Consider the following 26713-nt stretch of genomic DNA (forward strand, 5'->3'; position numbering starts at 1 on the left):
CGCCCTGCTGTCCATTTTGTTCCCTGGCAAGCGGCGTTATGGTCGTCCTCAAGAGGCAGGCGAGGTCGGCATTCATCAGCCCGAAATCTCGCCTTGCTCCGGGCTTTCAAGGCGCACGGCGCCAATGACGGCCCGGTTCGCGAAGACCAGGGAGGCAAGACGATGCTCGCGATGACCAAGGCTGAAAAGGAGCGCTACGCCGGCGACGGATACATCATTCGCCAGGGGCTGCTGACCACGGCGGAGGTGAACGACTTCCGCGACCACGCCCGCAAGCAGTTGGAAGCGGAAAACAAGAGCGGCTCCGTGATGGCCAAGGGCGACAAGGAAGGCAAGACCACGCTTCTGAAGATGTGGACCAAGGCCGAGGACGACAAATACGGGCTGCTAGCACGCGACGAGCGCATGGTCGATCTTGCCGAGGCCGCGGTCGGCAAGCCGATCTATCTCTACAGCCACAAGATGACGATGAAGCAGCCCAACGAAGGTGGCGCCTGGGAATGGCATCAGGATTTCGGCTATTGGTACAATTACGGCTGTCTCGCGCCGGACATGATGAGCATCTATGTCGCGCTCGACAAGGCGACCCGCGAGAATGGCTGCCTGCAGGTGCTCAAGGGTTCGCACAAGCTCGGCCGCCTCAACCACATCCGCGAGAACGACCAGACCAATGTCGAGCAGGAGCATCTGGAAGCCGCGCTGAAGCGCTACAAGCATATCTATGTCGAGATGGAAGCCGGCGACGCGCTGATCTTCGACGGCAATCTGCTGCATCGCTCCGACGCCAACCGTTCTAATACCTATCGCTGGGGCTATATCTGCTCCTACAACGCCATCGAGAACGCGCCGTTCAAGAAGGTGCGCGAATACGGAAACTACGACGAGTTGCACAAGGTGCCGGCCGGTTCCTTCCGCAAGGCGTCCTGACAACGAAAACGAGGCGCGGGCGGTCACACCCGTCCGGACCTTGATCCCTGACCTTCGGGTTGGAAAAGATCAGGTCGAACAAAGAGATAGAGCCGCATCCTGAATCTGTTTCGGACGATCAGGCTCTCATGCATCGATCGGGGCGCGAGCTCAGCCCGGGTCGATGACGGAAGAACGGGAGAAGAGTAGCGGAGCCGGTCGCGACCGGCCTCTCGCCACACGCAGGGAGGATTGCTGTATGGCCGATGCGGTCAGGAGCGGCGCGCGCGCGCCGGCCACGGACCGATTGACGTTGGCGCGGCTGTTGCGGGCGCGCGAGGCGGGCGTGTTCATCGCGCTGCTCGTGCTGTGCCTGTTTTTGTCCTTCGCCACCGACGGATTCCTGACTTCGCTGAACCTGCTCAATGTCGGTCGCCAGATCTCCCTGCTCGGGATCATGGCGGTCGGCATGACGTTCGTGCTGATCGCCGGCGAAGTCGACCTGTCGGTCGGCTCGACCTATGCGTTCTCCGGCCTCGCCACCGGCATGCTGATCATCGCCGGCTGGGCGCTGCTGCCGGCAATCGGCGTGGGCCTCGCCACCGGCGTCGCCATCGGCCTCATCAACGGCGTGCTCTCCACCTATGGCCGCCTGCCTTCGCTGATCGCGACGCTCGGCATGCTCTCCATCGTGCGCGGTGCCGCCCTCATCCTGACCAACGGCCAGCCGGTGACCGTGAATGCCCGCAATGGCGCCCTTCCCGGCGTCCTGCAGTCTTTCGGCTTCATGGGCCAGGGCTATCTGTTCAGCATCATCCCGATGCAGCTCGTCTTTTTCGTCATCATCGCCGCACTCGCCTGGATGGTGGTGGCCTTCTCCAATTTCGGCTTCCGCGTCTACGCCGTCGGCGGCAGCGCCAAGGCGGCACGCGTCTCCGGCATCTCCGTCAATTCGGTCAAGATCTGCGCTTTCGTGCTGATCGGCGTGCTGGCCGCCTTCGCCGGCATTTTGAGCATGGCCTTCCTGCCGAGCGGCCAGGCCGGACGCACCGGGGTCGGGCTGGAGCTCGACGTCATCGCGGCCACCATCGTCGGCGGCGCTTCGCTGTCGGGCGGCGAAGGCACGATCCTCGGCACCATACTCGGTGTGCTGATCATCGGCGTCATGCGCAACGGGCTGGTGCTGATGGGCGTGTCGCCCTTCGTCCAGGAGCTGATGATCGGTCTGGTCATCATCATTGCGGTCGGCATCGACAAATGGAGCACGCGCCGGACCAACTGAAGCAGAGCAACCAACAGGTCAAATCAAGGGCCAAACAAGGGAGGACTATCCATGAAACTCAGACACGTCATTCTCGCAGCCGCACTCAGCCTGCTGCCGCTGTCGGCCCATGCCGGCGCCAAGCTCGCCGATTTCGCGCTGGCCGACCGCATCAAGGCCAAGATCGCCGCCGGTCAGCCGCTCGACATCTATGTCTCCTATCATGACGTCTCCAACGAATTCGCGCCGTTCATGAAGACCGGGGTCGAGCGCGCCGCCACGGAGGACAAGGTCAGCGCCCAGTTTATCGGTCCCGTCGGCGCCGATGCCGACGGCCAGATCAGCGAGATCGAGACGCTGATGGGCAAAATGGACGGGCTGGCGATCTCCTCGGTCTCGACCGATGCGCTGGCGCCGCTGATCGACCGCGTCATCGCCGCCGGCATCCCGGTGGTGACCTTCAACACCGACAATCCGGAGAGCAAGCGCCTCGCCTTCGCCGGCCAGGATCTCGTCCAGTCGGGCCGTGAGGCCGGCAAGCTGATGGCCAAGGTGCTGGGCGGCAAGGGCAAGGTGATGATCACCACGATCGACGCCGCCGCCCAGTGGTCGCTTGACCGCGAAAAGGGTGCGCGCGAGGCGCTCAAGGCCGAGCCCGGCATCGAGGTGGTCTCCACGCTCAACACCGGCACCGACCCGCAGAAGATCTATGCCGCGATCGAGAACGCCATGCTGGCCAATCCGGCGATATCAGGCGTGCTGTCGCTCGAATGCTGCTCGACGCCGGCCGCCGGCACCTGGGTCGAACGCAACAAGGCGGCCGACAAGGTCAAGGTGGTCGGCTTCGACCTGCTCGACCAGACGGTACAGCTCGTCCAGGACGGCAATGTCCAGGCGACGATCGACCAGGCGCCCGAAAAGCAGGGCTTTGCCGCGGTCGACCTGATCGTCCAGTTCCTGAAAGGTCAGCCGATCGAAAATCTCGACACCGGCGTCGGCGTCTACACCAAGGAAAACATCGCCGAGGTCGCCAAGAAGTAACATGCCAGCGTAACAAGAACTGCCGGCCCTGAGGTCGGCAGCTCTCCGTTCAGCCAGCCTCATGACCGAGCAACAGACGCCTGCCCCTATCGTCGAAATCTCCGGCCTGACCAAGCGGTTTCCCGGCGTGCTGGCGCTCGACCGTATTTCCGTCGACTTCCGTCCCGGTGAAGTGCATGCCGTCATCGGCGAGAACGGCGCCGGCAAGTCGACCTTGATGAACATCCTTGCCGGCGACCTGCAGCCGAACAGCGGCGAAATCCGCATCGACGGCAGACAGGCCACCATCGCCTCGCCGCTCGCCAGCCGGGCCGCCGGCATCACCGTTGTCTACCAGGAACTGGCGCTCTGCCCGACGCTGACCATCGCCGACAACATCATGATGTCGGACATGGCGGCGCGCTCCGCAGTGTCGTTGGTGCCGCGTGACAAGATGCGACGCGAGGCACGCGCGGCCTTGGCTCGCCTGGGCATGGGCAAGCTCGATCCCGATACCAGGGTCGGCCGGCTTTCCGTCGCGGAAATGCAGCTGGTCGAGATCGCCGGCGCCATACGCCAGCGCGCCCGCGTGCTCGTCCTCGACGAACCGAATTCGGCACTTTCCAAACGCGAGAGCGGGCGGCTGTTCGACATCGTCCGGCAATTGCGCGGCGAAGGCGTCACCGTCATCTACGTCTCGCATCATCTGAAGGAAGTGCTCGACCTTGCCGACCGCATCACGGTGATGCGCGACGGCCGCACCATCGAGACGCTGGACAATGACGGCCTGTCGGAAGACCGGCTGATCCGCGCCATGGTCGGCCGCGATCTCGACACGGCGGCGCAGTGGTCGCTGCAGCCCGAGGCGCGATCTGATGCCGCGCCGATCGTGCTGTCGGTCGAGGAGCTGACAGCAGATGGCCTCGATGGCTTGAGCTTTCACGCACGCGCCGGCGAAATCCTCGGCATTGGCGGCCTGCCGGATTCCGGCAAGGACACGCTTGGCGAAGCGCTGTTCGGCCTGTGCAGCCGTGACGGCCGCATCAGCATCGACGGCAAGGAATTGCGCGCCGCCGATCCGCACGCCTCGATCCGCAACGGCATGACCCTGGTGCCGGCGGACCGGCGCGGCGCCGGCGCGCTGTTGGCGATGAGCGTCGCCGACAATGTCGTCTCGGCCTCGCTGCCGCGCTTTTCGCTTGCCGGCTTCATGCGGCGCGGGGCGGTCCGCCGAGAGGCACGCGCGCAGGTTGCCCGGCTCGACGCGCGCATTTCACATCTTGGCCAGAGACTGGCGACATTGTCCGGCGGCAACCAGCAGAAGATCATCCTCGGGCGCAGCCTCGTCACCAACCCACGTGTGCTGATCCTGCACGAGCCGACGCGCGGCGTCGATGTCGGCGCCAAGGCCGAGATCTACGCCATCCTGCGCGGCATTGCCGGCGAAGGCGTGGCGGTGGTCATGATCTCGTCGGAGATTCCGGAATTGATCATGAACGCCGAACGCGTTCTGGTGCTGCGCAACGGCCGGATCTCGGGCGAGCTGACCGGCGCCGGCATCAACGAGGAAGCGATCCTGGCGCGCGCCATGGCGTCCTGAATGAGGCATTGAACGAGGCATTGATGACCACCAGACCCCAGATCACGCCCAAGATCACAATCGTCGGCAGCTTCGCGGTCGGGCTCACCATGCGGGCGCCCAAGCTGCCGATCTTCGGCGAGACGATGCTCGGCACCGATTTCGACATGGGGCCGGGCGGCAAGGGCTCCAACCAGGCTGTCGCCACGGCAAGGCTGGGTGCCGCCTCGTCGCTGGTCGCCATCATCGGCGCCGACAAGCTGGCCGGCATCGCCACCGATCTCTATGCCGAGGAAGGCGTGGATTCGAGCCTGGTCACGACGCGCACCGAGCGCGCCACCGGCGTCGGCTTCATCATCCTCAACGACAAGGGCGAGAATTTCATCATCCTCGACATGGGCGCCAACGAGCTGATGGATGCCGAGACCGTCGATACGGCAGACCAGCGCATCGCGCAAAGCGACGTCGTCATGACCGTGCTCGAAGTGCCGATCGCCGCTGCCGCCCGCGCCATGGAGCTCGGCCGCAAGCATGGCGCCCGCACCATCCTCAATCCCGCGCCGGCACGCCAGCTTCCGGACGCGATCTTCGCCTCGGTCGACTATCTGACTCCGAACGAGAGCGAACTGCGCATCCTGCTTGGCCTGCCTGCCGACGATGCGCGCTCCTCGCGCGAACTCGCCGGCGAATTGCGCCGCCGCGGTGTCCGCAACGTCGTGGTGACGCTCGGCCGCAGCGGCGCGCTGATCCTGACCGACGAGCTCGATGTGATGGTGCCGGCGGTGCCGGTCAGCGTGGTCGACACGACCGGCGCCGGCGATGCGTTCAACTCTGGCTTCGCGGTGGCGCTCGCCGAAGGCCGCGATATCGTCGAGGCGGTCCGCTTCGGAGTCGTCTGCGGCGCGATCGCCTGCACCGAACTCGGCGTCATTCCCGGCCTGCCCCAGCGGGCCAAGGCCGATGCGCTCTACGCCCAGGCCTTGAAGACAACATGGCCCCTAAAGACAACAAAGAAGGAAACGACATGAACCGAAACCGGCTGCTCAATGCCGAACTGGCGCACGCCATCGCCGCGATGGGCCATGGCGACCTGATGATCGTCTGCGATGCGGGCTTTCCGATCCCCTCAAGCGCCTGGCGCATCGACCTCGCCATCTCGCCCGACGTGCCGGACCTCGAAACGGTGCTGGCGCCGATCGCCGCCAGTTTCATCGCCGAGCGCGTCGGCTATGCCGACACGCTGCCGGTGCACAATGCGCCGCTGCTGGCCAAGCTGAAGCGGCTGTTCCCCGACGCCGACTTCGAGACGACGAAGCACGAAACCATCCTCGGCGAGATGGCGGCGAAGGCCAAGGTCATCGTGCGCACCGGCGCCTTCGATCCGTGGGGCAACATCCTGCTTTATTCAGGCGTCGACGTGCCCGCATGGTTCTCCAAGCCAGGTGTCGTCGCGCCCGACTACTACGCCAAAAAGATGAAAGGCTGAGATGCCGCGCATCTTCGATTTCGGTGGCCGCGAGGTCGAGCGCAGCGTAACCGTCGCGGATCTGCGCGCGCTCAAGGGAACCGGGCGTCATGCCGCCCAGGTGACGGCGGAGACAGCCGATGAGGCGGCGGCGGCTGAGGCCGCCGGCATTGAGATGGTGGTCTGCCGCGCCGCCAACGTCTTGCGCGTGCGCGAAGGATCGCGCCGCGTTTTCGTCACCGCTGCCCTCGGCTTCGCCGACGCCGTCACCGGCGACGAGATCCTGCGCACCGCCTTTAGCGCCATCACCTCAGGCGCCGATGCGGTGATCACCGGGCGCGGCCATGACAGCGTCCGGCTGCTCGCCAATGAACAGATACCTGTCATGGGCCATCTCGGCTTCGTGCCCCGCAAATCCACCTGGGTCGGCGGCATCAGGGCGGTCGGCAAGACCTCGGCCGAAGCGATCGAGCTGTGGGACCGCTTCCGGCGACTCGAGGATGCCGGCGCCTTCGCCGTCGAATGCGAAATCATCGCGGCTGAGGTGATGGCCGAGATCAACCGCCGCACCTCGCTCGTCACCGTCTCGCTCGGCTCGGGCACTGCCGCCGACGTCATCTTCCTGTTCACCTCGGACATTTGCGGCGAGAGCGCCCGGCTGCCGCGCCACGCGCGAGCCTGGGGCAATCTGGCCGCCTTGCACAAGGCCGTCAGGGACGCGCGGGTCGAGGCGCTGTCGGGCTTTCGCAGGGAGGTCGCTGGCGGGAGCTATCCCAGCGACGCCGAAGTCGCCGGCATCGCCGAGGCGGAGCTCGCGGAATTTCGCGCGCGTCTCGAAGCAGCGCGAAATTAGGGTCCAAAAAGCTCGCCGTCGGCGAAGCTGCCGATCTCCCCTTTTGCGGGGGAGATCGGATGTTGCTTCGGCTTTCGCCAAACCTCGAAGCGATTGACCACTGTTGTTTCCCAACAAAACTTGATAATTTCTATCATGAAATATATCAAGGCCGAGAAATCATGCCATTACAGGGAAACGAAAGTGGCCTTCGCTCCGCGCATGGAAAGTCGCATTCAGGGTTTTTCCGTCATAGGCGGCCTGAAAGGGCATGTCTGGGACGGCGTCGTCGCCGACCTCTGGGACGTTTCATGCGGGGACAAAGCGGAAGGCTATTATGTGTCTCCCGATCCCCGGCTCTTTGTCACGCTGAAGGTGGATGGCGACGGCGCCTTTTTCGTCGAAGGGGCGCGGGGCGAATTGCGCCGTCACGACCGGGCATTTTCCATGGCCTACATACCGGCGGGAGTGCCGATCAGGGGCTGGGTCGGGGGCCTGCGCCGCATCAAGCATCTCGATCTGCATTTCGACGAGGCGGCTTCCAGTTTTGCGACGATCGGATCGCAGCGCTCGCCAGCCTGATCGCGGCCGAATGCGACAGCGGCCTGCCGATGCACGATCTCTATGGCGAAGGCCTGTTGAACGCGTTGTTCGCCGGGCTTTTTGATATAGGCCGACCGGACGGACAACGGCGCCGCGCGCCGCTGTCCCGCCGCAAGCTGCGCCTGGTCACCGACTATATCGACGCGCATTGCCTGGGCAAGATTCGCCTCGCCGATCTCGCCGGCCTGACCGGCCTGTCCGAAACCGCCACCAGCCACGCCTTCAAGGCGGCCACCGGCGTGCCGCCGCATCGCTGGCAGATGCAGGCGCGGGTCAGGAAAATCCAGGCCATGATGGCGCATGAACAGGCGTCGCTCGGCGATATCGCCGAAGCCACCGGCTTTTTCGATCAGGCGCATCTGACGCGGGTGTTCAAATCAATCGTTGGGCTGACGCCGGGCGCATGGATGGCCGCCCACCGGCGCCAATGACATTTCCCCGCAAGCTCCGCCTTTTGGACAAAACCCGACAAACCGCGCAAATCCGTCCAATGATCCACACATAAGTTGAGGTAAACAGTCAGGTATATGCGTTTCGAGAACCTGGGGTTTGCCTTATGAACAGAATCTGTCGGATGAAGCTGCTTTTGGCAGGCGCCGCCATCGCCATGATCCCGCCCGTGACCGCGTTCGCGCAGGATGCGCAGACCGCCACCCAGCTCGAACCCGTGGTGGTCGAGGGCGATGCCGGCGACAGCGCGACCGGACCGGTCGACGGCGTCGTCGCCAAGAAGACCACGACCGGGTCCAAGAGCGCGACCGCACTCAAGGAGATCCCGCAATCCGTCTCGGTCATCGGCCGCCAGGAAATCGACGATCAGGGCGCCCAGAAGATCGACGAGTCGCTGCGCTACACCGCCGGCGTCTTCACGCAGCCCTTCGGGCCCGACAGCGACACCAACTGGATTTTCATCCGCGGCTTCCAGGCGACGGACACCGGCGTCTACATGGATGGGCTGCAGCTGTTCAGCTACGCATTCGGCGGCTTCTATGTCGATTCCTTCGGGCTCGAGCGCATCGAAGTGCTGAAGGGCCCGGCCTCGGTGCTCTATGGCGGCAGCAATCCGGGCGGCATCGTCAACTATGTCAGCAAGCGTCCCGACGGCAGGCAGCGCTATGTCGAGACCGGCGTCAACGATGCCGGCAATGTCTATCTCGGCTTCGACATTGGCGACGTGGCCAGCGACGGCGTGGTCAGCTACCGCGTCAACGGCCGCGTCGCCGGCGGCGATACCTATAGCGACCTGCAGGACGGCTGGCGCGGCTTCATCTCGCCCAGCATCACCTGGCAGCCCGACGAGCAGACCCGGCTGACCGTGCTCGCCAATTTCAGCCACATCGACGAGAACCACAATGGCGGCGGCTTCCTGCCTTATGAAGGAACCGTCGTCGACAGGATTTTTGGCGGTGTGAACTACGGCCGCATCGATCCCGACGCCAATTTCACAGAACCGAGTGTCGATCTCTACAAGCGCGAACAAGGGTCGATTGGCTATGAGTTCGAGCACACTTTCGACAATGACTGGACCGTGCGCTCCAACATGCGCTTCAGCGCTGCTTCCATCGACGAGGTCAACATCTACCCCAACGGCTGGGCGAGTGCGACACAGCTCAACCGCATCAACTTCGGCCACAATACCGATGCCATGACATTCCTGTCGGACCTGCAGATCGAGGGCAAGGTGGAAACCGGCCCGGTGGAACACACGCTGCTGGCCGGTATCGACTACAAATATTACAACATCGACCAGGTGCAGTCGTCAGCCCTCTTCGGGACGACCCCACCGATCGACGCCTTCGACCCTGTCTACGGCGCGCCGTTGACGCCGCGTGTCAGCTACCTCAACCAGGACCTGACGCAGAAGCAGCTCGGCTTTTATGCGCAGGACCAGCTCCGTTTCGGCGATGGCTGGCTGGTGACGCTGAACGGCCGCTACGACCGGGGCTGGCTCAGCGCCGACAACGGCCCGACATTTTACTCAGCGAGTTCCAGCACGCAGAGCAACACCGTTGGCGATTTCTCCGGCCGCGCCGGCCTTGCCTACGAGTTCGACAACGGCGTCACCCCCTATGCCAGCATCGCCACCTTCTTCAATCCGATCATCGGAACCGACGCGAATGGCGATCTGTTCAAGCCGGAAGAGGGCGTGCAATACGAGGTTGGCGTCAAATATGAGCCGACCTTCATCGATGGCCTGTTCACCTTGTCGCTCTTCGACCTGACGCGCCAGAACGTGCCTTCGAACGTCACCCTCTTCACGCAGATGCAAACCGGCGAAATGCGCTCGCGCGGCGTGGAGCTGGAAGGCAAGGTCAACGTCACCGAGGATTTCAGGGTAACGGGTGCTTTTACCGCCTACGACATCGATATCACCAAGGACACCAACCCGGCGCTCATCGGCAAGACGCCCTTCATCGTGCCGGAAGTAATGGCTTCCGCCTCTGTCGACTACACTTTCCGCGGCGATTGGTATGACGGCATCTCGATTGGCGCCGGCGTTCGTTATATCGGCCATTCATGGGCCGACAATGCGAACACAAACAAGGTGCCGGCCGTCACGCTGGCCGATCTGAAGCTCGGCTACGAGAAGGAGAATTGGGGCCTCGACCTGAACATCACCAATCTGTTCGACAAGACCTATGTCTCCAGTTGCCAGACCACCACCAGCGTCGCCTGCTCCTATGGCGAAGGCCGGTCGTTCAAGCTGAAGGCCCATACGACTTGGTAGTCATGTGTTGTAGACAATGATCCCGAAAAGTGGAAACCGGTTTTCGGGAAAGACCATGGTAAAACACGAAGATAGACCTTGGCGATAATCCCCTTCCCCAACCGGCGGCAGGTGCTTGCGCTGGCGGCCGCCGCCTTGCTGCCGCCGGTCGCCGCCAGCGCAGCGCCGTTGCGCGTCGCGGCGATCGACTGGGGCATGCTGGAAACCTTGCTGGCGCTCGGCATCGAGCCGGTCGCGGCGACCGAACTCATCCAGTTCCGCAAGATCGCGGTCGAGCCGACCGTCCCCCGATCGGTAGCCGATCTCGGCCTGCGCGGCACGCCCAACTACGAGCTGCTGCGCATCGTCGCCCCGGATCTCATCGTCATCTCCAACTTCTACGAATACCAGCGTCCCATGCTTGAGCGCATTGCGCCGGTGCTTGCGCAAGCGGTCTACGCGCCCGGCGTGCCACCTTACCCGCTGGCCGAAGCAGCAGCGCTGACGCTTGGCGAAGAGCTCGGCCGACAGGCTGAGGCGAAACGCTATGTCGACGAAACGGCCGTCGAGATCACCCGATTACGCGCCGCGCTGCCAGTCGGCTCAGGGCGGCCAGTCTTCGTCATCAGCCTTGGCGATTCACGCCATTTCCGTGCCTTTGGCCGGGATTCGATGTTTGGCGACGTGCTTCAGCGCCTCGGCATGAAGAACGCCTGGACCGACGAGACGGACTACAGCGCCGCCGCGCCGGTCGGCCTGGAGGCGCTGGCGCGCGTTCCCGATGCATCGATCCTCGTCGTCTCGCCGCTGCCGGCCGATGTCGGCCGCTCGCTACCCGCAAATGCCCTGTGGAACGCACTGCCGGCGGTCCGCGGGGCCCGTGTCGCGGTGCTGGAACCGATCAATCATTTCGGCGGCCTGCCCTCGGCGCGCCGCTTCGCACGCCTCGCCACGGCGGCACTTGCCGGGCAGGCCCATGGCTGACCGCGCCATGACCGAGCCCGCCGCGACTGGCCATGCGCTGTCGCCGATCGCGCTCTGGGGTCTTTTGGCCGGAGTGGCGGCACTCCTGTTCGCCTGGCGCGTCGGCATGCAGTGGCCAACCGCGCCGGGCGACGGCATCGACCTCGACCGTGTCATCCTTTTCTACAGCACGCTGCCGCGCGCTGCGGTCGCGGTGCTGGCTGGCACCGTTCTTGGCCTGTCCGGCCTGTTGCTGCAACACGTGCTGCGCAACCCGCTGGCCGAACCGTCGACGCTCGGCATTTCGGCGGGCGCGCAACTGGCCATGACGGCGGCCTCCGTCTACGCGCCGTTCCTGATGGGACGGTCGCAAGGACCGGTCGCCTTTGCCGGTGGCATTGTTGCGGTGCTGCTTGTGCTGTCTTTGACCTGGCGACGCGGGTTGGAGCCCGTCTCCGTCGTGCTTGCGGGAATGATGGTGGCGCTGACCGCCAGCTCCATCAGCGCCGCTTTGATCCTCGCCAATGGCGACTATCTGTTCTCGCTGTTCATCTGGGGCGGCGGATCGCTGGTCCAGCAGGACTGGGGACCGGCCATCGCTTTGGCGGTCAGGCTTGCGATCGGCGTAGGTGCGGCGCTGCTGTTACTGCGGCCCCTGACGATCCTTGGCCTTGACGACGCCTCGGCGCGCGGTCTCGGCATCGCGCGTCACAGCAGCCGCTTTCTGGTCATCGCGCTTGCCGTGTGGATGGCCACCACCGTGGTCGCCGAGGTCGGCGTCATCGGCTTCGTCGGCCTTGCGGCGCCCGCGCTCGCCACGCTTTCGGGCGCGCGAACGCTGCGGCAAAAGCTGCTCGCCGCGCCGCTGATTGGCGCCATCCTGCTGTGGCTGACGGACGGGCTGGTGCAGTTGGCGGCCGGCACTGGTGGCGAGCGCATTCCGACCGGCGCCGGCACCGCGCTCCTGGGCGGTCCCGTTCTGCTCTGGCTGCTGCCAAGGCTGCGCATGCTCGAATGGCCGGACCTCGGCGCGCATGGCGCTTCCCCGCGCAAGGCCGGCGATCCATGGCTCATCATCCTGCTGTTGTTGCTGGCGATGCTTCTCGCGGCTTGGGTGGCGCTCGTTCTCGGGCGCGGGCCGGCCGGCTGGTCGGTCGCCGGCGGCGAGATGCTTTCTGATCTCGCCGCCTGGCGCGCGCCGCGCATCGGCGTGGCGGCGGCCGCCGGCGCCATGCTGGCAGTGGCGGGCGTGGTGATCCAGCGCATCACCGGCAATCCATTGGCAAGCCCCGAGGTGCTGGGTGTCGGCACCGGCGCCGGCGCCGGCCTGACCGCGGTGCTGGCGTTCAGCGCGGCGGCCGCGCCCGGCTGGCAATTTGCCGGCTCCGTGCTCGGCTCGCTAGCGGTGCTGATCGCCATGCTGGCAATCGGTGCGCGGGCGAAATTCGGCGCCGAGCGGCTACTGCTTGCCGGCGTCACCATGAGCGCGCTGTGCAGCGCCGTCATCACCGCGACGATCGCGATGGGAAATGCGCAGTCCTACGTCCTGCTGCGCTGGCTCAGCGGCTCGACCAGCCAGGCGACCGGCGTCGATGCCTGGCTCATGATCGCCTGCCTGGTGCTGCTGACATTGCCGCTGTTTCTCGCCGCTCGCTGGCTCGATATCCTGCCGCTCGGCGAAAACACCGCGCGTGGCCTCGGCCTGCCGGTCGCCAACGGACGGCTGACGCTGATCGTCCTCGCCGCCATCCTGACAGCACTTGCCGCGATGTTCGTCGGACCACTGAGCTTTGTCGGCCTCATCGCGCCGCACCTCGCACGGCTGGTCGGCTTTGCCCGCGCCCGCGCTCACCTCGCCGGCGCGGTGCTGATCGGTGCGCTGCTGATGATCGTGTCGGACTGGCTGTCGCGCATGGCGGCCTTTCCATACGAGCTGCCCGCCGGCCTGTTCGCCTCTTTGCTTGGCGGACCGTATCTCGTCCATCTGCTCGCAAAAGGAGTGCCGCGTCATGGCTGACATGCCGAGAAACCTCAAGGCATCCGCCGAGATCGCGCTGTCATGTCCGCAAGACATCATGCAGCGGCTTTGCGCCCATTTTGCCGATCATGGCGACGTCACCATCGACGGCGCCCGCAGCCGCATCGACACGGCCTTCGGCTCCGCCAGTCTGGAAGCCTGCCAAGGCTGCCTCAAGGTTTTCGCAGAGGGCAATGACGAGACATCCCTGGCCTACGTCAAGCTCTCCATCGCTGAGCATCTTTTGCATTTCGCTTCGGCGGAGAGCCCCGCAATTGTCTGGCAGGGCGATGGCGCGGCGGGCCAGCCACTGCCCTATTTCCGCGAGATGCGCGTCGTGCGAACCGCCAGCTTGACGCCGCATATGCGGCGGCTGACCCTCGCCGGCAGCGACCTCGGACGCTTCGCGACGGGTGGGCTTCATGTCCGTCTGCTGCTGCCAAGGGATGGCGCCGTACCCGCCTGGCCGGTCACCGGCGAGGATGGCCGCCCTTCATGGCCCGAAGCGGAACGACGGCCGGACGTGCGCATCTACACGATCCGCCGCATCGACGTCGACAAGGGAGAGGTCGATATCGACTTCGTCCTGCACGATGGCGATGGTATGCCCGGCGCACGCTTTGCCGCCAACGCACGGATCGGCGACGTCGTCGGCATGACCGGGCCGGGTGGCGGTGGCATCCCCGCAGCCGACTGGTGCCTGCTTGCCGGCGACGAGACCGCCCTGCCCGCGATCGGCCGCATCGTCGAGGCACTGCCGGCAGGCGTGCACGCCGTCATCCGCATCGAAGTTGCCGATGGCGGCGAGGAACAGGAGCTGGTTTCGCAGGCCACGCTGGACCTGAAGTGGCTGCACAGGAACGGCGCGGCCCCAGGCAAATCGACCTTGCTTCAGGATGCCGTCCGCGAGGTCCAATGGCCCGAAGACGGGCGCAGCGTCTTTGCCTGGGTCGGCTGCGAGCACAAGAACTTCCGCGCCATCCGCTCCCATCTCAGGCAGGACCGGAAGCTGGCGCGCGACGCGCATCTCGTGGTCGCCTACTGGCGCTGCGGGTACGAAGGCGACACCGCGCGGACAGACTGACCGACCGGTTCGATTTGCTTACCGCAAGCTCGGGCTGTTCGCCGACACGGTGAGGTCGAGCGCGACATGACCCTGCGGTGCGCCGAAGCGAAGGAACGCTTCCGACAGCGTCGCGAACACCGGTCCGGCGTCGCCTCTCAGTCAACGCGGCGTCGAGCCTTGCAATGGAGGTGCAGCCGCCCTCCGAACGCCCGGTCAGGCCGGCGGTCCGACCTGCCTGGCGGCGGCTTCAAGCGATCTTTCAAAGGCATCGACCATGCTGTCGACCTGCGGCTCGGTGATGATCAGCGGCGGGCAGAAGGCCAGTGCATCGCCCATGTTGCGCGAGATCACGCCGTTCTGCTGCAGGAACCCGTTGACCAGCCCGCCCAGCGCGCCGACGGCGCCCCAGGGCGTCTTGTTCGCCTTGTCGCCGACCAGTTCGACCGCCGCGATCAGGCCGACGCCGCGCACCTCGCCGACAAGCGGGTGCGAAGCCAGTTTGCGCAGTCGCTTCTGCATATGCGCACCCACCGTGCGCGCATTGCCGACAAGGTCGCGCTCCTCGATCAGGTTCAGGTTCTCGAACGCGACCGCCGCCGCGACGGGATGGCCGCCGCCGGTGAAGCCGTGCCCGAACGTACCGATGCGATTGCTTTCGTCGGCAATCGGCTCGAACACCTTTTCGTTGATCAGCAGCGCCGAGATCGGCAGGTATGACGAAGAGATCTGCTTCGACATGACCATGATGTCGGGCCTGATGCCGAACGTCTGCGAGCCGAACATCTCGCCGGTCCGGCCAAAGCCGCAGATCACCTCGTCGGCGACGAGCAGGATGTCGTATTTCGACAGCACCGCCTGGATCTTCGCCCAGTAGCCGGCCGGCGGAACGATGACGCCACCGGCGCCCATGATCGGTTCGCCGAAGAAGGCGGCGATGGTTTCCGGTCCCTCGGCCAGGATCAGCTTTTCCAGATCGTCGGCAAGCCGGCTCGAAAACTGCTCTTCGCTCTCGCCCGGCAGCGCCTCGCGCCAATAGTGTGGCGAAGAGGTGTGCAGCACATTGGCGATCGGCAGGTCGAACGAGATATGATTGTTGGGCAGCCCGGTCAGGCTCGCCGCGGCAATGGTGACGCCGTGATAGCCCCGCTTGCGGCTGATGATCTTCTTGCGCGCCGGCTGGCCAAGCGCATTCGACCGGTACCAGATCATCTTCATGGCCGTATCGTTGGCCTCGGAACCGGAATTGGTGAAATACGCCTTGCTCATCGGCACCGGCGCCATCTGCACCAGTTTTTCGGCCAGATCGATCAGCGACGAATGCGATTTCGAGCCGAAGTCGTGATAGAAGGGCAACTTGGCCATCTGCCGTGTCGCCGCCTCGACCAGCCGCTTCTCCGAAAAGCCGACCGCCACGCTCCACAGCCCAGCCATTGCCTCGATGTAACGATTGCCGGCCAGGTCCTCGACATAGATGCCGTCGCCCTTCTCGATGACGAGCGGCCCGGACTCCTGATGCCTGCGGGCATTGGTGTAGGCATGCATGTGATAGCTGATGTCGCGGGCTTCGGGGGAGTTCGATCTTGCGTCCATGAGGGTCCTGTCCTGCCTGCTTCCAGGGATATTCTCGCACTTGCCCGCCACTCGGCGCGCATTGGCGTTCCCTCTTGCACTATGCTGTTTGATGCATCATGTTTCTTATAAGATATAGCGTCAAGTCCTTTCCCAGGGGGCTGGCAGGGAGGGCGGAGACGCATGCAGACTTTCAGCTTCGAGACTCTCGAACGCGAGAACCTCGGCGAAACGGTCTATTCTCGTGTCGCCGAAGCGCTGATCGAGGGACGGTTCGCGCCGGATGCGAGGCTGACCATCCGCGACCTCGCGCAATCCCTCGGAACCAGCGTGACGCCGGTCCGCGACGCCATCCTGCGGCTGATCCAGGACGAGGCGCTGGTGCAGAAATCGGCGCGCGAGGTGCGCGTTCCCGTCATCACGCTGAGGCGCTATCGCGAAATCCGCCAGATCCGGCTGAAGCTCGAAGGGCTCGCCGCGCGGGAAGCGGCGCTCAAGGCGGCCGCCAAGGACGTCGAACATCTGCGCGGCCTTATTGCGTTGAACGAACGGGCGATCGCCGATAAAAACTGGACGGAGGCGCTGGCGCTCAACCAGACCTTTCACTTCGCGCTCGCCGACATCGCCGATATGGTGGTGCTGCGCGGCATACTGAACCGGCTCTGGCTGCAGATGGGACCGCTGATCGCGGAATCATATCATGAGGGCGGCCGTGCCATGATCGAGAACCACTATGCGGTGCTTGCCGCCGTCGAGAAACAGAATGCCGATGCCGCCGAGCGGGCGATTGTCGCCGACATAACGGAAGGTGGAAAAGTGATCCTCGAACGGCTCATCAGCAGGCACGACGTCAAGGCCGGGGCCGCCTGAGCATGGACCATGTCGACTGCATCGTCGCCGGCGCCGGCGTTGTTGGCCTTGCGATCGCGCGAGACATGGCGCGCCGCGGCATGGACACGCTGATCCTCGAGGCCGCGAACGCCATCGGCACCGGGACCAGCTCGCGCAATTCCGAGGTCATCCACGCCGGCATCTACTATCCCGTCGGATCGCTGAAGGCGCGCTTCTGCGTGGCCGGCCGGAATATGCTCTATCGCTACTGCGAGGAGCACGCGGTCCCGCATGCCCGCTGCGGCAAGCTGATCGTCGCCGCGAATGCCGACCAGGAGCCGGTGCTTGCCACCATCCGGGCCAATGCATCGGCTTGCGGCGTGGACGACCTGGTGCCTCTGACCGCCGCCGAGGCGCTCGAACTGGAGCCCAGGCTGCGCTGCAAGGCAGCATTGTTGTCGCCCTCCACCGGGATCATCGACAGCCATGCCTTGATGCTCGCCTTGCAGGGCGACGCCGAGGAGCACGGCGCGGCGCTCAGCCTCAACACCCGCATCGTCTCCGGTCGCATCGACGGTGGGCTCCCCGAGGGTGGACTGATCGTGCTCGACACGATCGACAGCACAAGCGGCGAGCGCTTTGAAATCGCGACCAAATTCTTCATCAACGCCGCAGGGCTTGATGCCACGGCGCTTGCCCGATCGATCGACGGGCTTGACCCGCAATTCGTGCCCGGACTTCGCTATGCCAAGGGCAATTATTTTTCAGTCGCCGGCCTGGCCCCCTTTTCACGGCTGATCTATCCCGTGCCCGAACCAGGCGGGCTCGGCGTGCATCTGACGCTCGACCTCGACGGCGTCGCCCGCTTTGGGCCGGACGTCGAATGGACGGATACGCTCGACTACCGCGTCGATCCGGCGCGCGGCGAACGCTTCTACAACGAGATCCGCAAATACTGGCCGGACCTGGCCGATGGCAGCCTGCAGCCGGCCTATAGCGGCATCCGCCCAAAACTCTCCGGTCCCGGCGAGGCCAATGCCGATTTCGTCATCCAGGACGCTTCGGTCCATGGCGTTGACGGCCTGGTCAATCTGTTCGGCATCGAAAGCCCCGGCCTGACCTCCAGCCTGGCGATCGCCGAATACGTCGCGCAGCGCTTAGTGCCAAGCCAAGCTCGAAACCGGGGCGCCGCCTTTGCAGCGGGGCATTGAGAGACAATTGCCGTGACCGGAACCACCCTCTCCGACATCTACCGGGACTACATTGCCTGCCTGAACAAGCAGGACTGGCCGCAGCTGGGACAGTTCGTTGATGACGACGCGATCCACAATGGCCGGCGGCTTGGCCTGTCGGGCTATCGCCAGATGCTGGAGAAAGACTTCGATGAAATTCCGGACCTCTATTTCAACGTCCGGATGCTGATTGCCGACCCGCCTTACATAGCGAGCCGGATAGATTTCGACTGTTCGCCAAAGGCAAATTTCCTCGGCCTCCCCCTAAACGGCAAGCGAGTCTCCTTCTCGGAGAACGTGATCTATGAATTCCGCGACGGGAAGATCCTGCAGGTGTGGTCTGTCGTGGACAAGGCGGCTATCGAAGCTCAGCTTTAGCTCCCATCAGATTTAGATGCCATGAGACCAGCGGTTTCTCCGCCATCGACGCTGATCACCGCGCCATTGATGAAGCTTGCGGTCGGCGACATCAGCCAGGCCAGCGCGCCCGCTGCTGGCTATAAAGCGTAGCCAAAAACGCCCGTAAGCGATCCGTAAGCCGGGGTCGCAGAACCTTGGCCCGTCGATCACAGCCGATTTTACCGGAGGCTTCGAGCTCCCCGGACCCATCGGCTCCATGACGGGGGGTCCAGATGGCTGTCACTCAAGCACTTCGCATCGAAGCCACGGGCATCGAACAGGCGACATTCTTTCAGAACAGCTGGGCCGACACGTCAGACAGGTGCCAGAGCACCGGACACCACAAGCCACCGCCGATGCACACATCGCGCGCGGCTCACCAGCAGGCAAGCCAACCGGACGATGGGCGAATGGTGTGCCATGCCTGGTGCTTGCCGGGGTGTCGTCGCAACTCATGAGGAGGATCCGATGCCGCTCGACAACATTCACGCGCCGTACCGCCGGGACGACGCGCAATCCGACCGGTGCACTGCCTCGGCGCTGGCCGATCTATTGTCCTTCGAACCGTCGAGTCTCGACGCGAAACCGGAGGCTACAGGCGCGGAGGCGGTTTCGCGATTTGCAGCGGCGATCAGGGCGCGCATGGCCGGCCCTGGCGGCTACTACAATCTTGGCAATGCGCTCGGGCTGCTGATGGGCGTCGCGCTCCATCTCGCCGCCCCTCGGGGAACCGGCACGCGCGGCGGCACTGTGCTGTTCGACTATTTCGCTGGTAGCGGCAGTGCCGTGGCGCTGACGCTGGCGACACTGGTCTTCTTCTGCAGCGGCGAGGTCTATCACCGCGCATGGGCCGGGCGGGACATCCCCGATCCCGCACTCAACCGCCTCGGCGATCTCCTGTCGGGGATCGGCGCGATCGGGCTTGGCGCCGCACTGTTCCTGCTCGGCCAGCCGGTACTGGCGGCGACCGCCGGGGGGCTGCATGCGCTCGGCAAGTTCGGCAGCGCTACCCACAGGCCGGGCGCCTACATGCCCGGATGGCCGGCTGGGTGGCCCGATCCGTTCCGCAGCGCGGTGCTGGCCAGTCGCCTGCCGGCGATGCTTGCGGCGGTACTGTCGGTGGGCGCCGCCTTGCCTGAGGTGTGGTTGGGCGGTTCCTGTGCCCTTGTTGCCGAGCCGCTGACATTGCTCGCCTGTTACCTGCTGTGGGCCAGGGCAGACCTTCTCCTGTTTACCGACCGCGCCAGCGAAAGCGCGCCTGCCCTGCCCACCACAGCGCGGTTAGACGACGCCTGATGCCGCGCCCGATCTTCAACTGTGGAGAAAGAACCATGTTCGGAAATTCAAACGATCACAGCACCCCCTCCCTGGAAGGACTGCTTTATCCGACCCAGACCCGCATCGGCACCGTCTGCGTGTTCGGTGGCGCCAAGGCCGGCAACGATCCGCGTCTCGCGCAAGCCGCCGCCGCACTGGGCGGCGAAATCGGAGCAGCCGGCGTCCGCCTCGTCTATGGCGGCGGCGGCGAAGGCTTGATGGGCGCGGTCGCCGCCGCAGCAGCCGATGCCGGCGGCGAGGTGATCGCGGTCGCACCGCAGTTTCTTCTGGAGCGAATGCGCATGCCGCGCGGCATCGCCCAGATCATTTCGGTTCCCGACATCGCAAGCGGCTGATGTTCGACTATGCCGATGCCTTCATCGCGATGCCGGGTGGCATCGGCACCATCGAGGAACTGGCTGAGGTGATGACATGGCGCAAGCTCGACCGGCACCAGAAGCCGATACTGGTTGCCAATTTCCACGGCTTCTGGTCGCCCTGGCTAAACCTGCTCGTCCATCTGGAGGACGGAGGGTTCCTAAGCGGCGAGCTTTCAACGGCTTGCCTCATCGCCGACATGCCGGCGGCCATCCTGCCCATGCTGCAGCGTGGCGTCTGCTTCACGCCGGCGCCGCTACCGCAGGGCGCGCGCCTTTCCGTCAACCCAGCCCTGGCATCTTAGACCGCCCAAGGTAACCAAGCGACCGGAACCATCGATATGAAGAACCGTTTCGAAGCCATACCGAACCCAAGCTGCCGGTTCGAGATCTGGGACAATGAGAACGGCGAGCCCGTCGTCCATCACGATCGGCTGCTAACCTTCGCCTCGGCGAAGTCGGCGGCAAGGATCACCGACTTCCTCAACGACAGCCGCAGCCCCCGCCGCCGCGTCGGCGCCGCCGAATGGCGCGTTGCGGACCGCGATCTCGGCTTGGGAGGATGATCGCCAAGCCGCTCTAGCTGTGAGCTTTCAGGAGGTTGTTCATTCGGACCGAACCGAGGAGACTGGAGTTACCACGCTTCAGCACTCACCGGAGGATCCGAACGAACATCCACAAGAATGCCCGCCTCACGCCTCTGCGTCGAGAGGAGATGGCGCTTGCGGTTATAGAAGGCAGGCTTTCCCAAGCCCAGGCGGCGTTGCAATACGCGGTGACGGCGAAGGTCGTGAAGCGGTGGGTCGAGCGCTACAAGCGCTGAAGGCCGTGCCGGCATGGCCGACCGCTCGTCGCGGCCCAGGCGCAATCCGAACGCCACGGGCCAGGCCGTGACAGAGCGCATCGTGGCGCTGCGGCGCCAGCGCTTCACCGGCAAACATATCGCGAGCCTGGCAGGCGTCTCGCCGGCGACGGTGGCGTCCTTGTCGTAAGCCTCGAAGATGCCCATGGTGAGATCGAGCCAGTGAAAGTTCTTGAGGCGCGGATCGATCGATTCCGGCGGGATCCGCTGTACGGAACTCGCCACCATCTTCAGCCCGTCACGGCGTTACTCGTCATTGGCGATCCAGACGAAAGGCTGGGCGAAGACATAGAAGCGGTTTTCGCAAAGCCTGGGATCGCGGGTTCCGTGCGGCGGCACGCCGCGCGTGCAGATCATCTGCACATAGGCGTCGCGCAGCCCGCTGCGGCGAACGCATTCCATCAGGATTTCGGCAATCTCGGCCGAGGAGTAGGGCAGGCTCATGCGCAGGCCGCGCATCGAAGCCTGGAAGCGCTCGATATGGTCGTCGAGCCGGAAGAAGCGCCCCTTCCACACATGAGTGACGTCATAGGTTGCATCGGACCGCACGAAACCGCGGTCGGTAAGCGGAATGGTGGCTTCGGCCAGCGGTACTCGCCGAGGCTGGCCATCCGGTGGTCGCCGGCACCGCCGATTTGCAGCACTCCAACGGCCTGATCGGTTTTGCCCGGCGCTTTCCCGAGCGCTTCACCCAGTTCGGCATATCCGAGCAGAACATGGTCTCGGCCGCGGCCGGCATGGCCACGACCGGCGTCATGCCCTATGTCGCGACCTTCGCCTCCTTCCTGGCGCTGCTCTGCTGCGAACAGATCCGCATGGACGTCGCCTATTGCGCGCAGCCTGTCCGCCTCATCGGCCATCACACCGGCATCTCGCTCGGCTTTTACGGCACTTCGCATCACGCCACCGAGGACATCGCCATCATGCGCTCCATTGCCGACCTGACCGTGGTGTCGCCCGCTGACGGACCGCAATTCGCAGCCGCGCTGCGCGCTTCGGTGCATCATCCCGGGCCGATCTATTTCCGCATCGCGCGCGGTCATGAATCGGTCGTCTATGCCAACGACGCGCCCTTCGAATTCGGCAAGGCCGTCATCCACGGCATCGGCTCCGATCTCACGCGCCTGATGCATGTCGCCCAAAAGTGCGGAGCGGTTTTTTGGGATAACGACATGCACAAAGACAAAACTTAAAGCGCGTCTCTTCAGAGGCGACGCGCTTTAACAGGAAAACAACACCGCGAAGGAAAAAAGGAAAAAACGCATCTATTGGCTGTATCTTGTCGAATCAGCGCCGATGCCTAAAACAAAGATGTCGAGGAGAACGACGCCGTGAACATTCAGCCGCTCGAGCAGGGCAATCTTTCGGCGCGCGCCTATGTTGCGCTTCGCGAAGGATTGATCGCTGGCCAGTTTCGTCCCGGCCAGAGGCTGGTGATGCAGGATCTGGCCGACCGGCTCGGCACCAGCGTCACCCCTGCCCGCGAGGCTTGCCTGCGGCTGGTCAGCGAACGCGGCCTCGAATTGCGCTCGGGCCGTTTCGTCACCGTTCCGGCCCTGACGCTGGCGCGCTACATGGAAGTACGCACCATCCGGCTCTCGCTGGAGGGCCTGGCGGCCGGCCTTGCCGCCGAGCATGTCACCTCTGAGGATATCGACAAGCTGACCGGCATCCAGAAGCTGTTCGAAAAGGCCGATCGGGCCGGCGACCCCGACCAGTCCTTTCGCTACAACAGGGACTTCCATTTCACCGTCTACCGGCTTTCCCAGATGGAAATGCTGGTCGCCCACATAGAGAGCCTGTGGGTCTCGATGGGACCGATGCTCACCGTCTTCTTCAACGAAGGCGAGCACAAATATGTCGGTGCGGCCGAGCATGAGCACGTGATCGAGGGGCTGCGCGACAAGGATTCCGCCAAGGCCCGCACCGCCATGGAGCGAGACCTGATCCTCGGTGGCGAGGATTTCCTGCGCTTTCTGCGCACCCACGAGGAATTCGTCGTGGCCTAGGGCCTGTTGATATTCAAGTAGTTCCAGCCTGCATAAGGTTCCCTGCGCTTGCGCCAGCCGGATTGCCGAGAAAGGACGCGTGCCATGACCGACGAGCCGAGCCGCGAGCCGGCGCGTGATCCCCAGGATCTGGAGCGCCTGCTGATTTCCCGGCAATGGGCAGGAGACATCGACGGAATGGCGGCCCTGTTCGAACAGCATGCCGTCGTCGATAGCGGTGGAGGCCAATTGACGCTTGGCCGCGAAGCGATCCGGGCACTCTTTGCCGACATCACCGCAACGGGCCGGAAATTTGCTGCCGGAGATCAGGCACCGGCTGTCATCAACGGAGACCTGGCGCTCACGTCAACCCATCTGCCCGACGGCACCATCACCGCCGAGGTCGCCCGCCGCCAATCCGACGGCACATGGCTATGGGTTATCGACCGCTTCTCCGTCGCGTAGCGTCGGGGCCGCTCCTGCCGCAAACTGCCTCCTCTGACGATCGCTCGCGGCATAGCGGGAACCATCGCCCGCCCCATCCGTTGGCGTGGCAAGCGCCTGACCGGTAGCCAAACCCCAATCGCACACCTATCGCACACCTCCAGCACATGAAAGGACCGATCCATGCTTCTCGATCGCAGAGCTATGCTCATTTTGACCGGTGCCGCGGCGACCGCGACAGTGATGTCCGGCCGCGCTTTCGCCGCCGCGCCCTTCGAGCAGCCACGCCTGCCTTATGATGAAGATGCGCTGGCGCCGACCATTTCGGCCCGCACAGTCAGGCTTCACTACGGCAAGCACCACAAAGGTTATTTTGAGAAACTGAATCAGCTTGTCGACAACACGCCCTACGCCGCGCTTTCACTGGAAGAGGTGATCAGGAAAGCCAAGAACGACGGCGATCAGGCGATCTTCAACAATGCCGGACAGGCGTGGAACCATAATTTCTACTGGCAGCAGTTCAAAGCCGGCCCCGCCGGTCCGCAAGGGGCATTGCTGCAGGCAATCGAACGGGATTTCGGTGGCCTCGACGGCCTGAAGGACAAGATGGTCGCCGAGTCCGAAAAGGTCTTCGGCACCGGGTGGGTCTGGCTGGTCAGGGACGGCGAAAAGCTGGCGATACTCAGTCTCCAGGATGCAGGCAATCCGATCGGCGAGCGCAAAACACCCGTCGTCGGCATCGATGTCTGGGAGCATGCCTACTATCTCGACTACGAGAACCGGCGCTCCGACCATGTCCGCGCGACGCTGAGCGACCGGGTGAACTGGCAATTCGCTAGCGAGCAGTTCTCCGCCTAGAAACGGCAGGGTCAGGCCGCCGGTCCTCACCCTGCGAAGGAATGTGATCCGTCAGTGCGCCGTCTGCGAGTGATCGCCGCCCGGCTGCGAAATGTCGCCCAGCGCTTCGCCGGCCGAAGCTGCCTCGCCATTGGTCGCGAGATCGCCGATCGAGACGATGCCGACCAACCGCCGGTCGCGGCTGATCACCGGCATTCGCCGCAGTTTGAGATTGCCCATATTCTGAAGCACCTCGCCGACCTCCTGGTCGTCGAAGCAGAATTTCACCTCCGCGCTCATCACGTCCCTGATCTTGGCATCGGGACCTTTGCCCTTCGCGATGCCGCGGATGGCAATGTCGCGGTCCGTGATCATTCCGACCAGCCGGTCATTCTCACCGACCGGCAGAACACCGGCGTCGAGGCTGGCCATGGTGCGTGCGGCATCCCGCAAGGTCTGGTCCGGATTGGCGACCCGAACGTTTTGCGTCATGCAATCGCTAATTCTCATGATCTTCTCCTTGAGTTTCAGCGCCCCGCCGGTCCTGTGATCAAGGAGGAATGAACGCCTGTCGGAAACGTTCCATCTTTCGACCACCCGATGACAGGTCGAGCGGCCGTCATGAACCCTATGTCCGTTATGGCAGAGCCTTCACTGATGGCCTTTTCCGCGACGGAAAGGAACCATAGTCCGGCATGGTGGTTGTGTGGTCACCAAGATGGCCCTCCTCGAGCAAAACGGAAGGAAAGATCATGCGCATGTTGACGACGATCGCCGCCCTTTCGGGACTGGCCCTGGCTCAGCCGATCCACGCGCAAACCATCGACCCGCTCCCGCAAATCGACCCCCCTGCGCAAGGAATCCTGCCTGATCAGACCCTGCCTGATCAAACATCACCTGACCAAGGTTTTTCCGATCAGAATTTTACCGGTGTGGCGATCATCGCCCTTGAGGATCTGCCTCCGGATCTCAAGACGCAAGCAGAGGCGGTGATTACCCAGACCAGCGCCGAGGATCTGCATGTCCTGCAAAGCTCTATCGACGCATCGCCGCAGGCAACATCGGCGCTGGCGGCCAACGGGCTCAACTCCTCGCAGGTTGTCGCTGCCAACGTCGATGGCGACGGCACCCTGACGCTGATCATTCAGACAACTACCTGACAGGCAGTCCCGGGAGCGGCGGACAGGATCCTTCGGCTTCGGCCGTGAAAACATGCAGCATCGCGGAGGACCGCCATGACCGAGGCCGCAGTTCGCAACTTCACCCTCAACTTCGGACCGCAGCACCCTTCTGCTCACGGCGTTCTGCGGCTGGTGCTCGAACTGGACGGCGAGATCGTCGACCGCGCCGATCCCCATATCGGCCTGCTCCACCGCGGCACGGAGAAACTCATCGAGTACAAGAACTATCTGCAGGCCCTGCCCTATTTCGACCGGCTCGATTATGTCGCGCCGATGAACCAGGAGCATGCGTTCTGCCTTGCCGCCGAGAAGCTGCTCGAAATATCGGTTCCCCGGCGAGGGCAGCTTATCCGTGTCCTGTTCTGCGAGATCGGCCGGCTTCTGTCGCATCTGCTCAACGTCACGACGCAGGCCATGGATATCGGCGCGCTGACCCCGCCGCTGTGGGGCTTCGCCGAGCGCGAAAAACTGATGGTCTTCTACGAGCGTGCCTCCGGCGCTCGCATGCATGCCAATTATTTCAGGGTCGGCGGCGTGCATCAGGACCTGCCCCCCAAGCTTCTCGACGATATCTGGGATTTCTGCGACCCGTTCCTCAAGGTCTGCGACAACCTTGAGGGCCTGCTCACCGGCAACCGCATTTTCAAGCAGCGCAATGTCGATGTCGGCGTCATCGCTCTCGACGACGCCTGGGCCTGGGGATTCTCCGGCCCGATGGTGCGCGGATCGGGTGCACCGTGGGATTTGCGCAAGGCGCAGCCCTATGAATGCTACCCCGAGATGGATTTCGACATTCCCATCGGCAAGAACGGCGACTGCTACGACCGCTACCTCGTCCGCATGGAGGAAATGCGCCAGTCGGTCCGCATCATGAAGCAATGTCTGGAGAAATTGCGCTCGCCGGAAGGCAGCGGACCGGTTGCGATCCCGAACCAGAAGATCACGCCACCGCCGCGCGCGACGATGAAACGTTCGATGGAGGCGACCATCCACCATTTCAAACTCTATACGGAGGGTGTTCGTGTGCCCGCCGGAGAGGTCTACGCCGCGGTGGAGGCGCCGAAGGGAGAATTCGGCGTCTATCTGGTTTCGAACGGAAGCAATACTCCCTATCGATGCAAGATACGTGCGCCGTCCTTTGCCCATCTGCAGGCGATGGATTTTCTGTCGCGCGGGCATATGATCGCCGATGTCGCGGCGATCATCGGATCGCTTGATATCGTGTTCGGCGAGATCGACCGCTGACCGACACTACGG

Annotated in this window: 28 protein-coding genes and 3 pseudogenes; 27 read left to right on the plus strand and 4 right to left on the minus strand. The window is 64.1% G+C overall.

What is annotated here, in order from left to right; genetic code table 11:
• The first annotated feature begins 93 nt into the window (after nt 1-93).
• The 13 genes from MESS2_RS24095 (at nt 94) to MESS2_RS24150 (ending at nt 14437) form a co-directional block, all read left to right on the plus strand.
• On the plus strand, nt 94-927 hold the full coding sequence (locus MESS2_RS24095; protein ID WP_157357805.1) for a phytanoyl-CoA dioxygenase family protein: 834 nt from the start codon (nt 94-96) through the stop codon (nt 925-927).
• 238 nt (nt 928-1165) lie between these two features.
• Nucleotides 1166-2188 (plus strand): ABC transporter permease, encoded by a 1023-nt coding sequence (locus MESS2_RS24100; protein ID WP_008877129.1) that lies wholly within the window; start codon nt 1166-1168, stop codon nt 2186-2188.
• A 51-nt stretch (nt 2189-2239) separates the two neighbouring features.
• Nucleotides 2240-3208, plus strand: a complete 969-nt coding sequence (locus MESS2_RS24105; RefSeq protein WP_008877130.1) for a sugar ABC transporter substrate-binding protein — start codon at nt 2240-2242, stop codon at nt 3206-3208.
• Between the two features lie 61 nt (nt 3209-3269).
• Nucleotides 3270-4787, plus strand: a complete 1518-nt coding sequence (locus tag MESS2_RS24110) for a sugar ABC transporter ATP-binding protein (protein ID WP_008877131.1) — start codon at nt 3270-3272, stop codon at nt 4785-4787.
• Nucleotides 4788-4810: 23 nt separating this feature from the next.
• Complete coding sequence (locus MESS2_RS24115) at nt 4811-5794, plus strand: ribokinase (RefSeq protein ID WP_008877132.1); 984 nt, start codon at nt 4811-4813, stop codon at nt 5792-5794.
• Nucleotides 5791-6252 carry a D-ribose pyranase gene (gene rbsD, locus MESS2_RS24120; RefSeq protein ID WP_040593897.1) on the plus strand — a complete coding sequence of 154 codons (462 nt, stop codon included), beginning with the start codon at nt 5791-5793 and terminating at the stop codon, nt 6250-6252. The genes MESS2_RS24115 and rbsD overlap by 4 nt, the downstream gene beginning before the upstream one ends.
• Before the next feature lies 1 nt (nt 6253).
• Nucleotides 6254-7084 carry a 3-methyl-2-oxobutanoate hydroxymethyltransferase gene (locus MESS2_RS24125; RefSeq protein WP_008877134.1) on the plus strand — a complete coding sequence of 277 codons (831 nt, stop codon included), beginning with the start codon at nt 6254-6256 and terminating at the stop codon, nt 7082-7084.
• A gap of 183 nt (nt 7085-7267) precedes the next feature.
• Nucleotides 7268-7645 (plus strand): hypothetical protein, encoded by a 378-nt coding sequence (locus MESS2_RS33565; protein ID WP_008877135.1) that lies wholly within the window; start codon nt 7268-7270, stop codon nt 7643-7645.
• Between the two features lie 29 nt (nt 7646-7674).
• Nucleotides 7675-8097, plus strand: a complete 423-nt coding sequence (locus MESS2_RS33570) for a helix-turn-helix transcriptional regulator (RefSeq protein ID WP_008877136.1) — start codon at nt 7675-7677, stop codon at nt 8095-8097.
• A gap of 125 nt (nt 8098-8222) precedes the next feature.
• On the plus strand, nt 8223-10394 hold the full coding sequence (locus MESS2_RS24135; RefSeq protein WP_040593898.1) for a TonB-dependent siderophore receptor: 2172 nt from the start codon (nt 8223-8225) through the stop codon (nt 10392-10394).
• A gap of 78 nt (nt 10395-10472) precedes the next feature.
• On the plus strand, nt 10473-11357 hold the full coding sequence (locus MESS2_RS24140) for an iron-siderophore ABC transporter substrate-binding protein (protein WP_008877138.1): 885 nt from the start codon (nt 10473-10475) through the stop codon (nt 11355-11357).
• A complete protein-coding gene (gene fhuB / locus MESS2_RS24145) occupies nt 11350-13353 on the plus strand; it encodes a Fe(3+)-hydroxamate ABC transporter permease FhuB (RefSeq protein ID WP_008877139.1) in 2004 nt (667 codons plus the stop codon). The genes MESS2_RS24140 and fhuB overlap by 8 nt, the downstream gene beginning before the upstream one ends.
• Nucleotides 13346-14437 carry a siderophore-interacting protein gene (locus tag MESS2_RS24150; RefSeq protein WP_008877140.1) on the plus strand — a complete coding sequence of 364 codons (1092 nt, stop codon included), beginning with the start codon at nt 13346-13348 and terminating at the stop codon, nt 14435-14437. The genes fhuB and MESS2_RS24150 overlap by 8 nt, the downstream gene beginning before the upstream one ends.
• 18 nt (nt 14438-14455) lie before the next feature.
• Here MESS2_RS24150 and MESS2_RS31440 read toward each other — a convergent pair.
• Nucleotides 14456-14578 (minus strand): annotated as a pseudogene (locus MESS2_RS31440) (YkoF family thiamine/hydroxymethylpyrimidine-binding protein); the annotation flags it as partial.
• Nucleotides 14579-14632: 54 nt separating this feature from the next.
• The gene (locus MESS2_RS24155; protein ID WP_008877141.1) at nt 14633-16009 is read right to left on the minus strand and encodes an aspartate aminotransferase family protein; all 1377 of its coding nucleotides are present in this window, start codon (nt 16007-16009) and stop codon (nt 14633-14635) included.
• Nucleotides 16010-16171: 162 nt separating this feature from the next.
• Between MESS2_RS24155 and MESS2_RS24160 the strand changes: the two genes are divergently transcribed.
• From MESS2_RS24160 to MESS2_RS31445, 8 genes and pseudogenes are all read left to right on the plus strand, one after another.
• Entirely contained in the window at nt 16172-16858 is a 687-nt protein-coding gene (locus MESS2_RS24160) for a GntR family transcriptional regulator (protein ID WP_008877142.1), read from the plus strand.
• Nucleotides 16859-16860: 2 nt separating this feature from the next.
• Nucleotides 16861-18030 carry an NAD(P)/FAD-dependent oxidoreductase gene (locus MESS2_RS24165; protein WP_008877143.1) on the plus strand — a complete coding sequence of 390 codons (1170 nt, stop codon included), beginning with the start codon at nt 16861-16863 and terminating at the stop codon, nt 18028-18030.
• A 12-nt stretch (nt 18031-18042) separates the two neighbouring features.
• A complete protein-coding gene (locus MESS2_RS24170; protein WP_008877144.1) occupies nt 18043-18429 on the plus strand; it encodes an ester cyclase in 387 nt (128 codons plus the stop codon).
• 489 nt (nt 18430-18918) lie between these two features.
• Nucleotides 18919-19746, plus strand: a complete 828-nt coding sequence (locus tag MESS2_RS24175; RefSeq protein WP_008877147.1) for a hypothetical protein — start codon at nt 18919-18921, stop codon at nt 19744-19746.
• Between the two features lie 35 nt (nt 19747-19781).
• Nucleotides 19782-20123, plus strand: coding sequence for an SLOG cluster 4 domain-containing protein (locus tag MESS2_RS30300; RefSeq protein WP_008877148.1), 342 nt, complete (start codon nt 19782-19784; stop codon nt 20121-20123).
• Nucleotides 20123-20449, plus strand: a complete 327-nt coding sequence (locus tag MESS2_RS30305) for an LOG family protein (RefSeq protein WP_008877149.1) — start codon at nt 20123-20125, stop codon at nt 20447-20449. The genes MESS2_RS30300 and MESS2_RS30305 overlap by 1 nt, the downstream gene beginning before the upstream one ends.
• Nucleotides 20450-20485: 36 nt before the next feature.
• Nucleotides 20486-20710, plus strand: coding sequence for a hypothetical protein (locus tag MESS2_RS24185; RefSeq protein WP_008877150.1), 225 nt, complete (start codon nt 20486-20488; stop codon nt 20708-20710).
• 149 nt (nt 20711-20859) lie between these two features.
• Nucleotides 20860-21124: pseudogene (locus MESS2_RS31445) on the plus strand (helix-turn-helix domain-containing protein); the annotation flags it as partial.
• Between the two features lie 128 nt (nt 21125-21252).
• On the opposite strand, the gene MESS2_RS30315 reads toward MESS2_RS31445, so the two are convergent.
• A complete protein-coding gene (locus tag MESS2_RS30315) occupies nt 21253-21555 on the minus strand; it encodes an aminotransferase class IV (protein ID WP_051069160.1) in 303 nt (100 codons plus the stop codon).
• A gap of 44 nt (nt 21556-21599) precedes the next feature.
• Between MESS2_RS30315 and MESS2_RS24195 the strand changes: the two are divergent.
• The 4 genes and pseudogenes from MESS2_RS24195 to MESS2_RS24210 all read left to right on the plus strand — a co-directional run.
• Nucleotides 21600-22127, plus strand: a pseudogene (locus MESS2_RS24195) (transketolase family protein); the annotation flags it as partial.
• Nucleotides 22128-22337: 210 nt separating this feature from the next.
• Nucleotides 22338-23015, plus strand: a complete 678-nt coding sequence (locus MESS2_RS24200; protein ID WP_008877155.1) for a GntR family transcriptional regulator — start codon at nt 22338-22340, stop codon at nt 23013-23015.
• A gap of 84 nt (nt 23016-23099) precedes the next feature.
• Complete coding sequence (locus MESS2_RS24205) at nt 23100-23459, plus strand: YybH family protein (RefSeq protein ID WP_008877156.1); 360 nt, start codon at nt 23100-23102, stop codon at nt 23457-23459.
• 162 nt (nt 23460-23621) lie between these two features.
• Nucleotides 23622-24296, plus strand: coding sequence for a superoxide dismutase (locus MESS2_RS24210; protein ID WP_008877157.1), 675 nt, complete (start codon nt 23622-23624; stop codon nt 24294-24296).
• A gap of 51 nt (nt 24297-24347) precedes the next feature.
• Here the strand turns inward: MESS2_RS24210 and MESS2_RS24215 are convergent, their stop codons facing one another.
• Nucleotides 24348-24785, minus strand: a complete 438-nt coding sequence (locus MESS2_RS24215) for a CBS domain-containing protein (protein ID WP_008877158.1) — start codon at nt 24783-24785, stop codon at nt 24348-24350.
• A gap of 242 nt (nt 24786-25027) precedes the next feature.
• Between MESS2_RS24215 and MESS2_RS24220 the strand changes: the two genes are divergently transcribed.
• Both MESS2_RS24220 and MESS2_RS24225 read left to right on the plus strand, forming a co-directional pair.
• Nucleotides 25028-25435 carry a hypothetical protein gene (locus tag MESS2_RS24220; RefSeq protein ID WP_008877159.1) on the plus strand — a complete coding sequence of 136 codons (408 nt, stop codon included), beginning with the start codon at nt 25028-25030 and terminating at the stop codon, nt 25433-25435.
• Between the two features lie 75 nt (nt 25436-25510).
• Nucleotides 25511-26701: an NADH-quinone oxidoreductase subunit D gene (locus MESS2_RS24225; protein ID WP_008877160.1), complete on the plus strand. Its 1191-nt coding sequence runs from the start codon at nt 25511-25513 to the stop codon at nt 26699-26701.
• Nucleotides 26702-26713: the final 12 nt, after the last annotated feature.

Source organism: Mesorhizobium metallidurans STM 2683, assembly GCF_000350085.1.
In the GTDB taxonomy this organism is placed as follows: domain Bacteria; phylum Pseudomonadota; class Alphaproteobacteria; order Rhizobiales; family Rhizobiaceae; genus Mesorhizobium; species Mesorhizobium metallidurans.

Bases quoted from the DNA above. Each gene is read 5' to 3' on its own strand.
- MESS2_RS24100 (WP_008877129.1), top strand. From the start codon at position 1,166: ATGGCCGATGCGGTCAGGAGCGGCGCGCGCGCGCCGGCCACGGACCGA.
- MESS2_RS24105 (WP_008877130.1), top strand. From the start codon at position 2,240: ATGAAACTCAGACACGTCATTCTCGCAGCCGCACTCAGCCTGCTGCCG.
- MESS2_RS24110 (WP_008877131.1), top strand. From the start codon at position 3,270: ATGACCGAGCAACAGACGCCTGCCCCTATCGTCGAAATCTCCGGCCTG.
- MESS2_RS24115 (WP_008877132.1), top strand. From the start codon at position 4,811: ATGACCACCAGACCCCAGATCACGCCCAAGATCACAATCGTCGGCAGC.
- rbsD (WP_040593897.1), top strand. From the start codon at position 5,791: ATGAACCGAAACCGGCTGCTCAATGCCGAACTGGCGCACGCCATCGCC.
- MESS2_RS24125 (WP_008877134.1), top strand. From the start codon at position 6,254: ATGCCGCGCATCTTCGATTTCGGTGGCCGCGAGGTCGAGCGCAGCGTA.
- MESS2_RS33570 (WP_008877136.1), top strand. From the start codon at position 7,675: ATGCACGATCTCTATGGCGAAGGCCTGTTGAACGCGTTGTTCGCCGGG.
- MESS2_RS24135 (WP_040593898.1), top strand. From the start codon at position 8,223: ATGAACAGAATCTGTCGGATGAAGCTGCTTTTGGCAGGCGCCGCCATC.
- fhuB (WP_008877139.1), top strand. From the start codon at position 11,350: ATGGCTGACCGCGCCATGACCGAGCCCGCCGCGACTGGCCATGCGCTG.
- MESS2_RS24150 (WP_008877140.1), top strand. From the start codon at position 13,346: ATGGCTGACATGCCGAGAAACCTCAAGGCATCCGCCGAGATCGCGCTG.
- MESS2_RS24155 (WP_008877141.1), bottom strand. From the start codon at position 16,009: ATGGACGCAAGATCGAACTCCCCCGAAGCCCGCGACATCAGCTATCAC.
- MESS2_RS24160 (WP_008877142.1), top strand. From the start codon at position 16,172: ATGCAGACTTTCAGCTTCGAGACTCTCGAACGCGAGAACCTCGGCGAA.
- MESS2_RS24165 (WP_008877143.1), top strand. From the start codon at position 16,861: ATGGACCATGTCGACTGCATCGTCGCCGGCGCCGGCGTTGTTGGCCTT.
- MESS2_RS24175 (WP_008877147.1), top strand. From the start codon at position 18,919: ATGCCGCTCGACAACATTCACGCGCCGTACCGCCGGGACGACGCGCAA.
- MESS2_RS30300 (WP_008877148.1), top strand. From the start codon at position 19,782: ATGTTCGGAAATTCAAACGATCACAGCACCCCCTCCCTGGAAGGACTG.
- MESS2_RS30305 (WP_008877149.1), top strand. From the start codon at position 20,123: ATGTTCGACTATGCCGATGCCTTCATCGCGATGCCGGGTGGCATCGGC.
- MESS2_RS24185 (WP_008877150.1), top strand. From the start codon at position 20,486: ATGAAGAACCGTTTCGAAGCCATACCGAACCCAAGCTGCCGGTTCGAG.
- MESS2_RS24205 (WP_008877156.1), top strand. From the start codon at position 23,100: ATGACCGACGAGCCGAGCCGCGAGCCGGCGCGTGATCCCCAGGATCTG.
- MESS2_RS24210 (WP_008877157.1), top strand. From the start codon at position 23,622: ATGCTTCTCGATCGCAGAGCTATGCTCATTTTGACCGGTGCCGCGGCG.
- MESS2_RS24215 (WP_008877158.1), bottom strand. From the start codon at position 24,785: ATGAGAATTAGCGATTGCATGACGCAAAACGTTCGGGTCGCCAATCCG.
- MESS2_RS24220 (WP_008877159.1), top strand. From the start codon at position 25,028: ATGCGCATGTTGACGACGATCGCCGCCCTTTCGGGACTGGCCCTGGCT.
- MESS2_RS24225 (WP_008877160.1), top strand. From the start codon at position 25,511: ATGACCGAGGCCGCAGTTCGCAACTTCACCCTCAACTTCGGACCGCAG.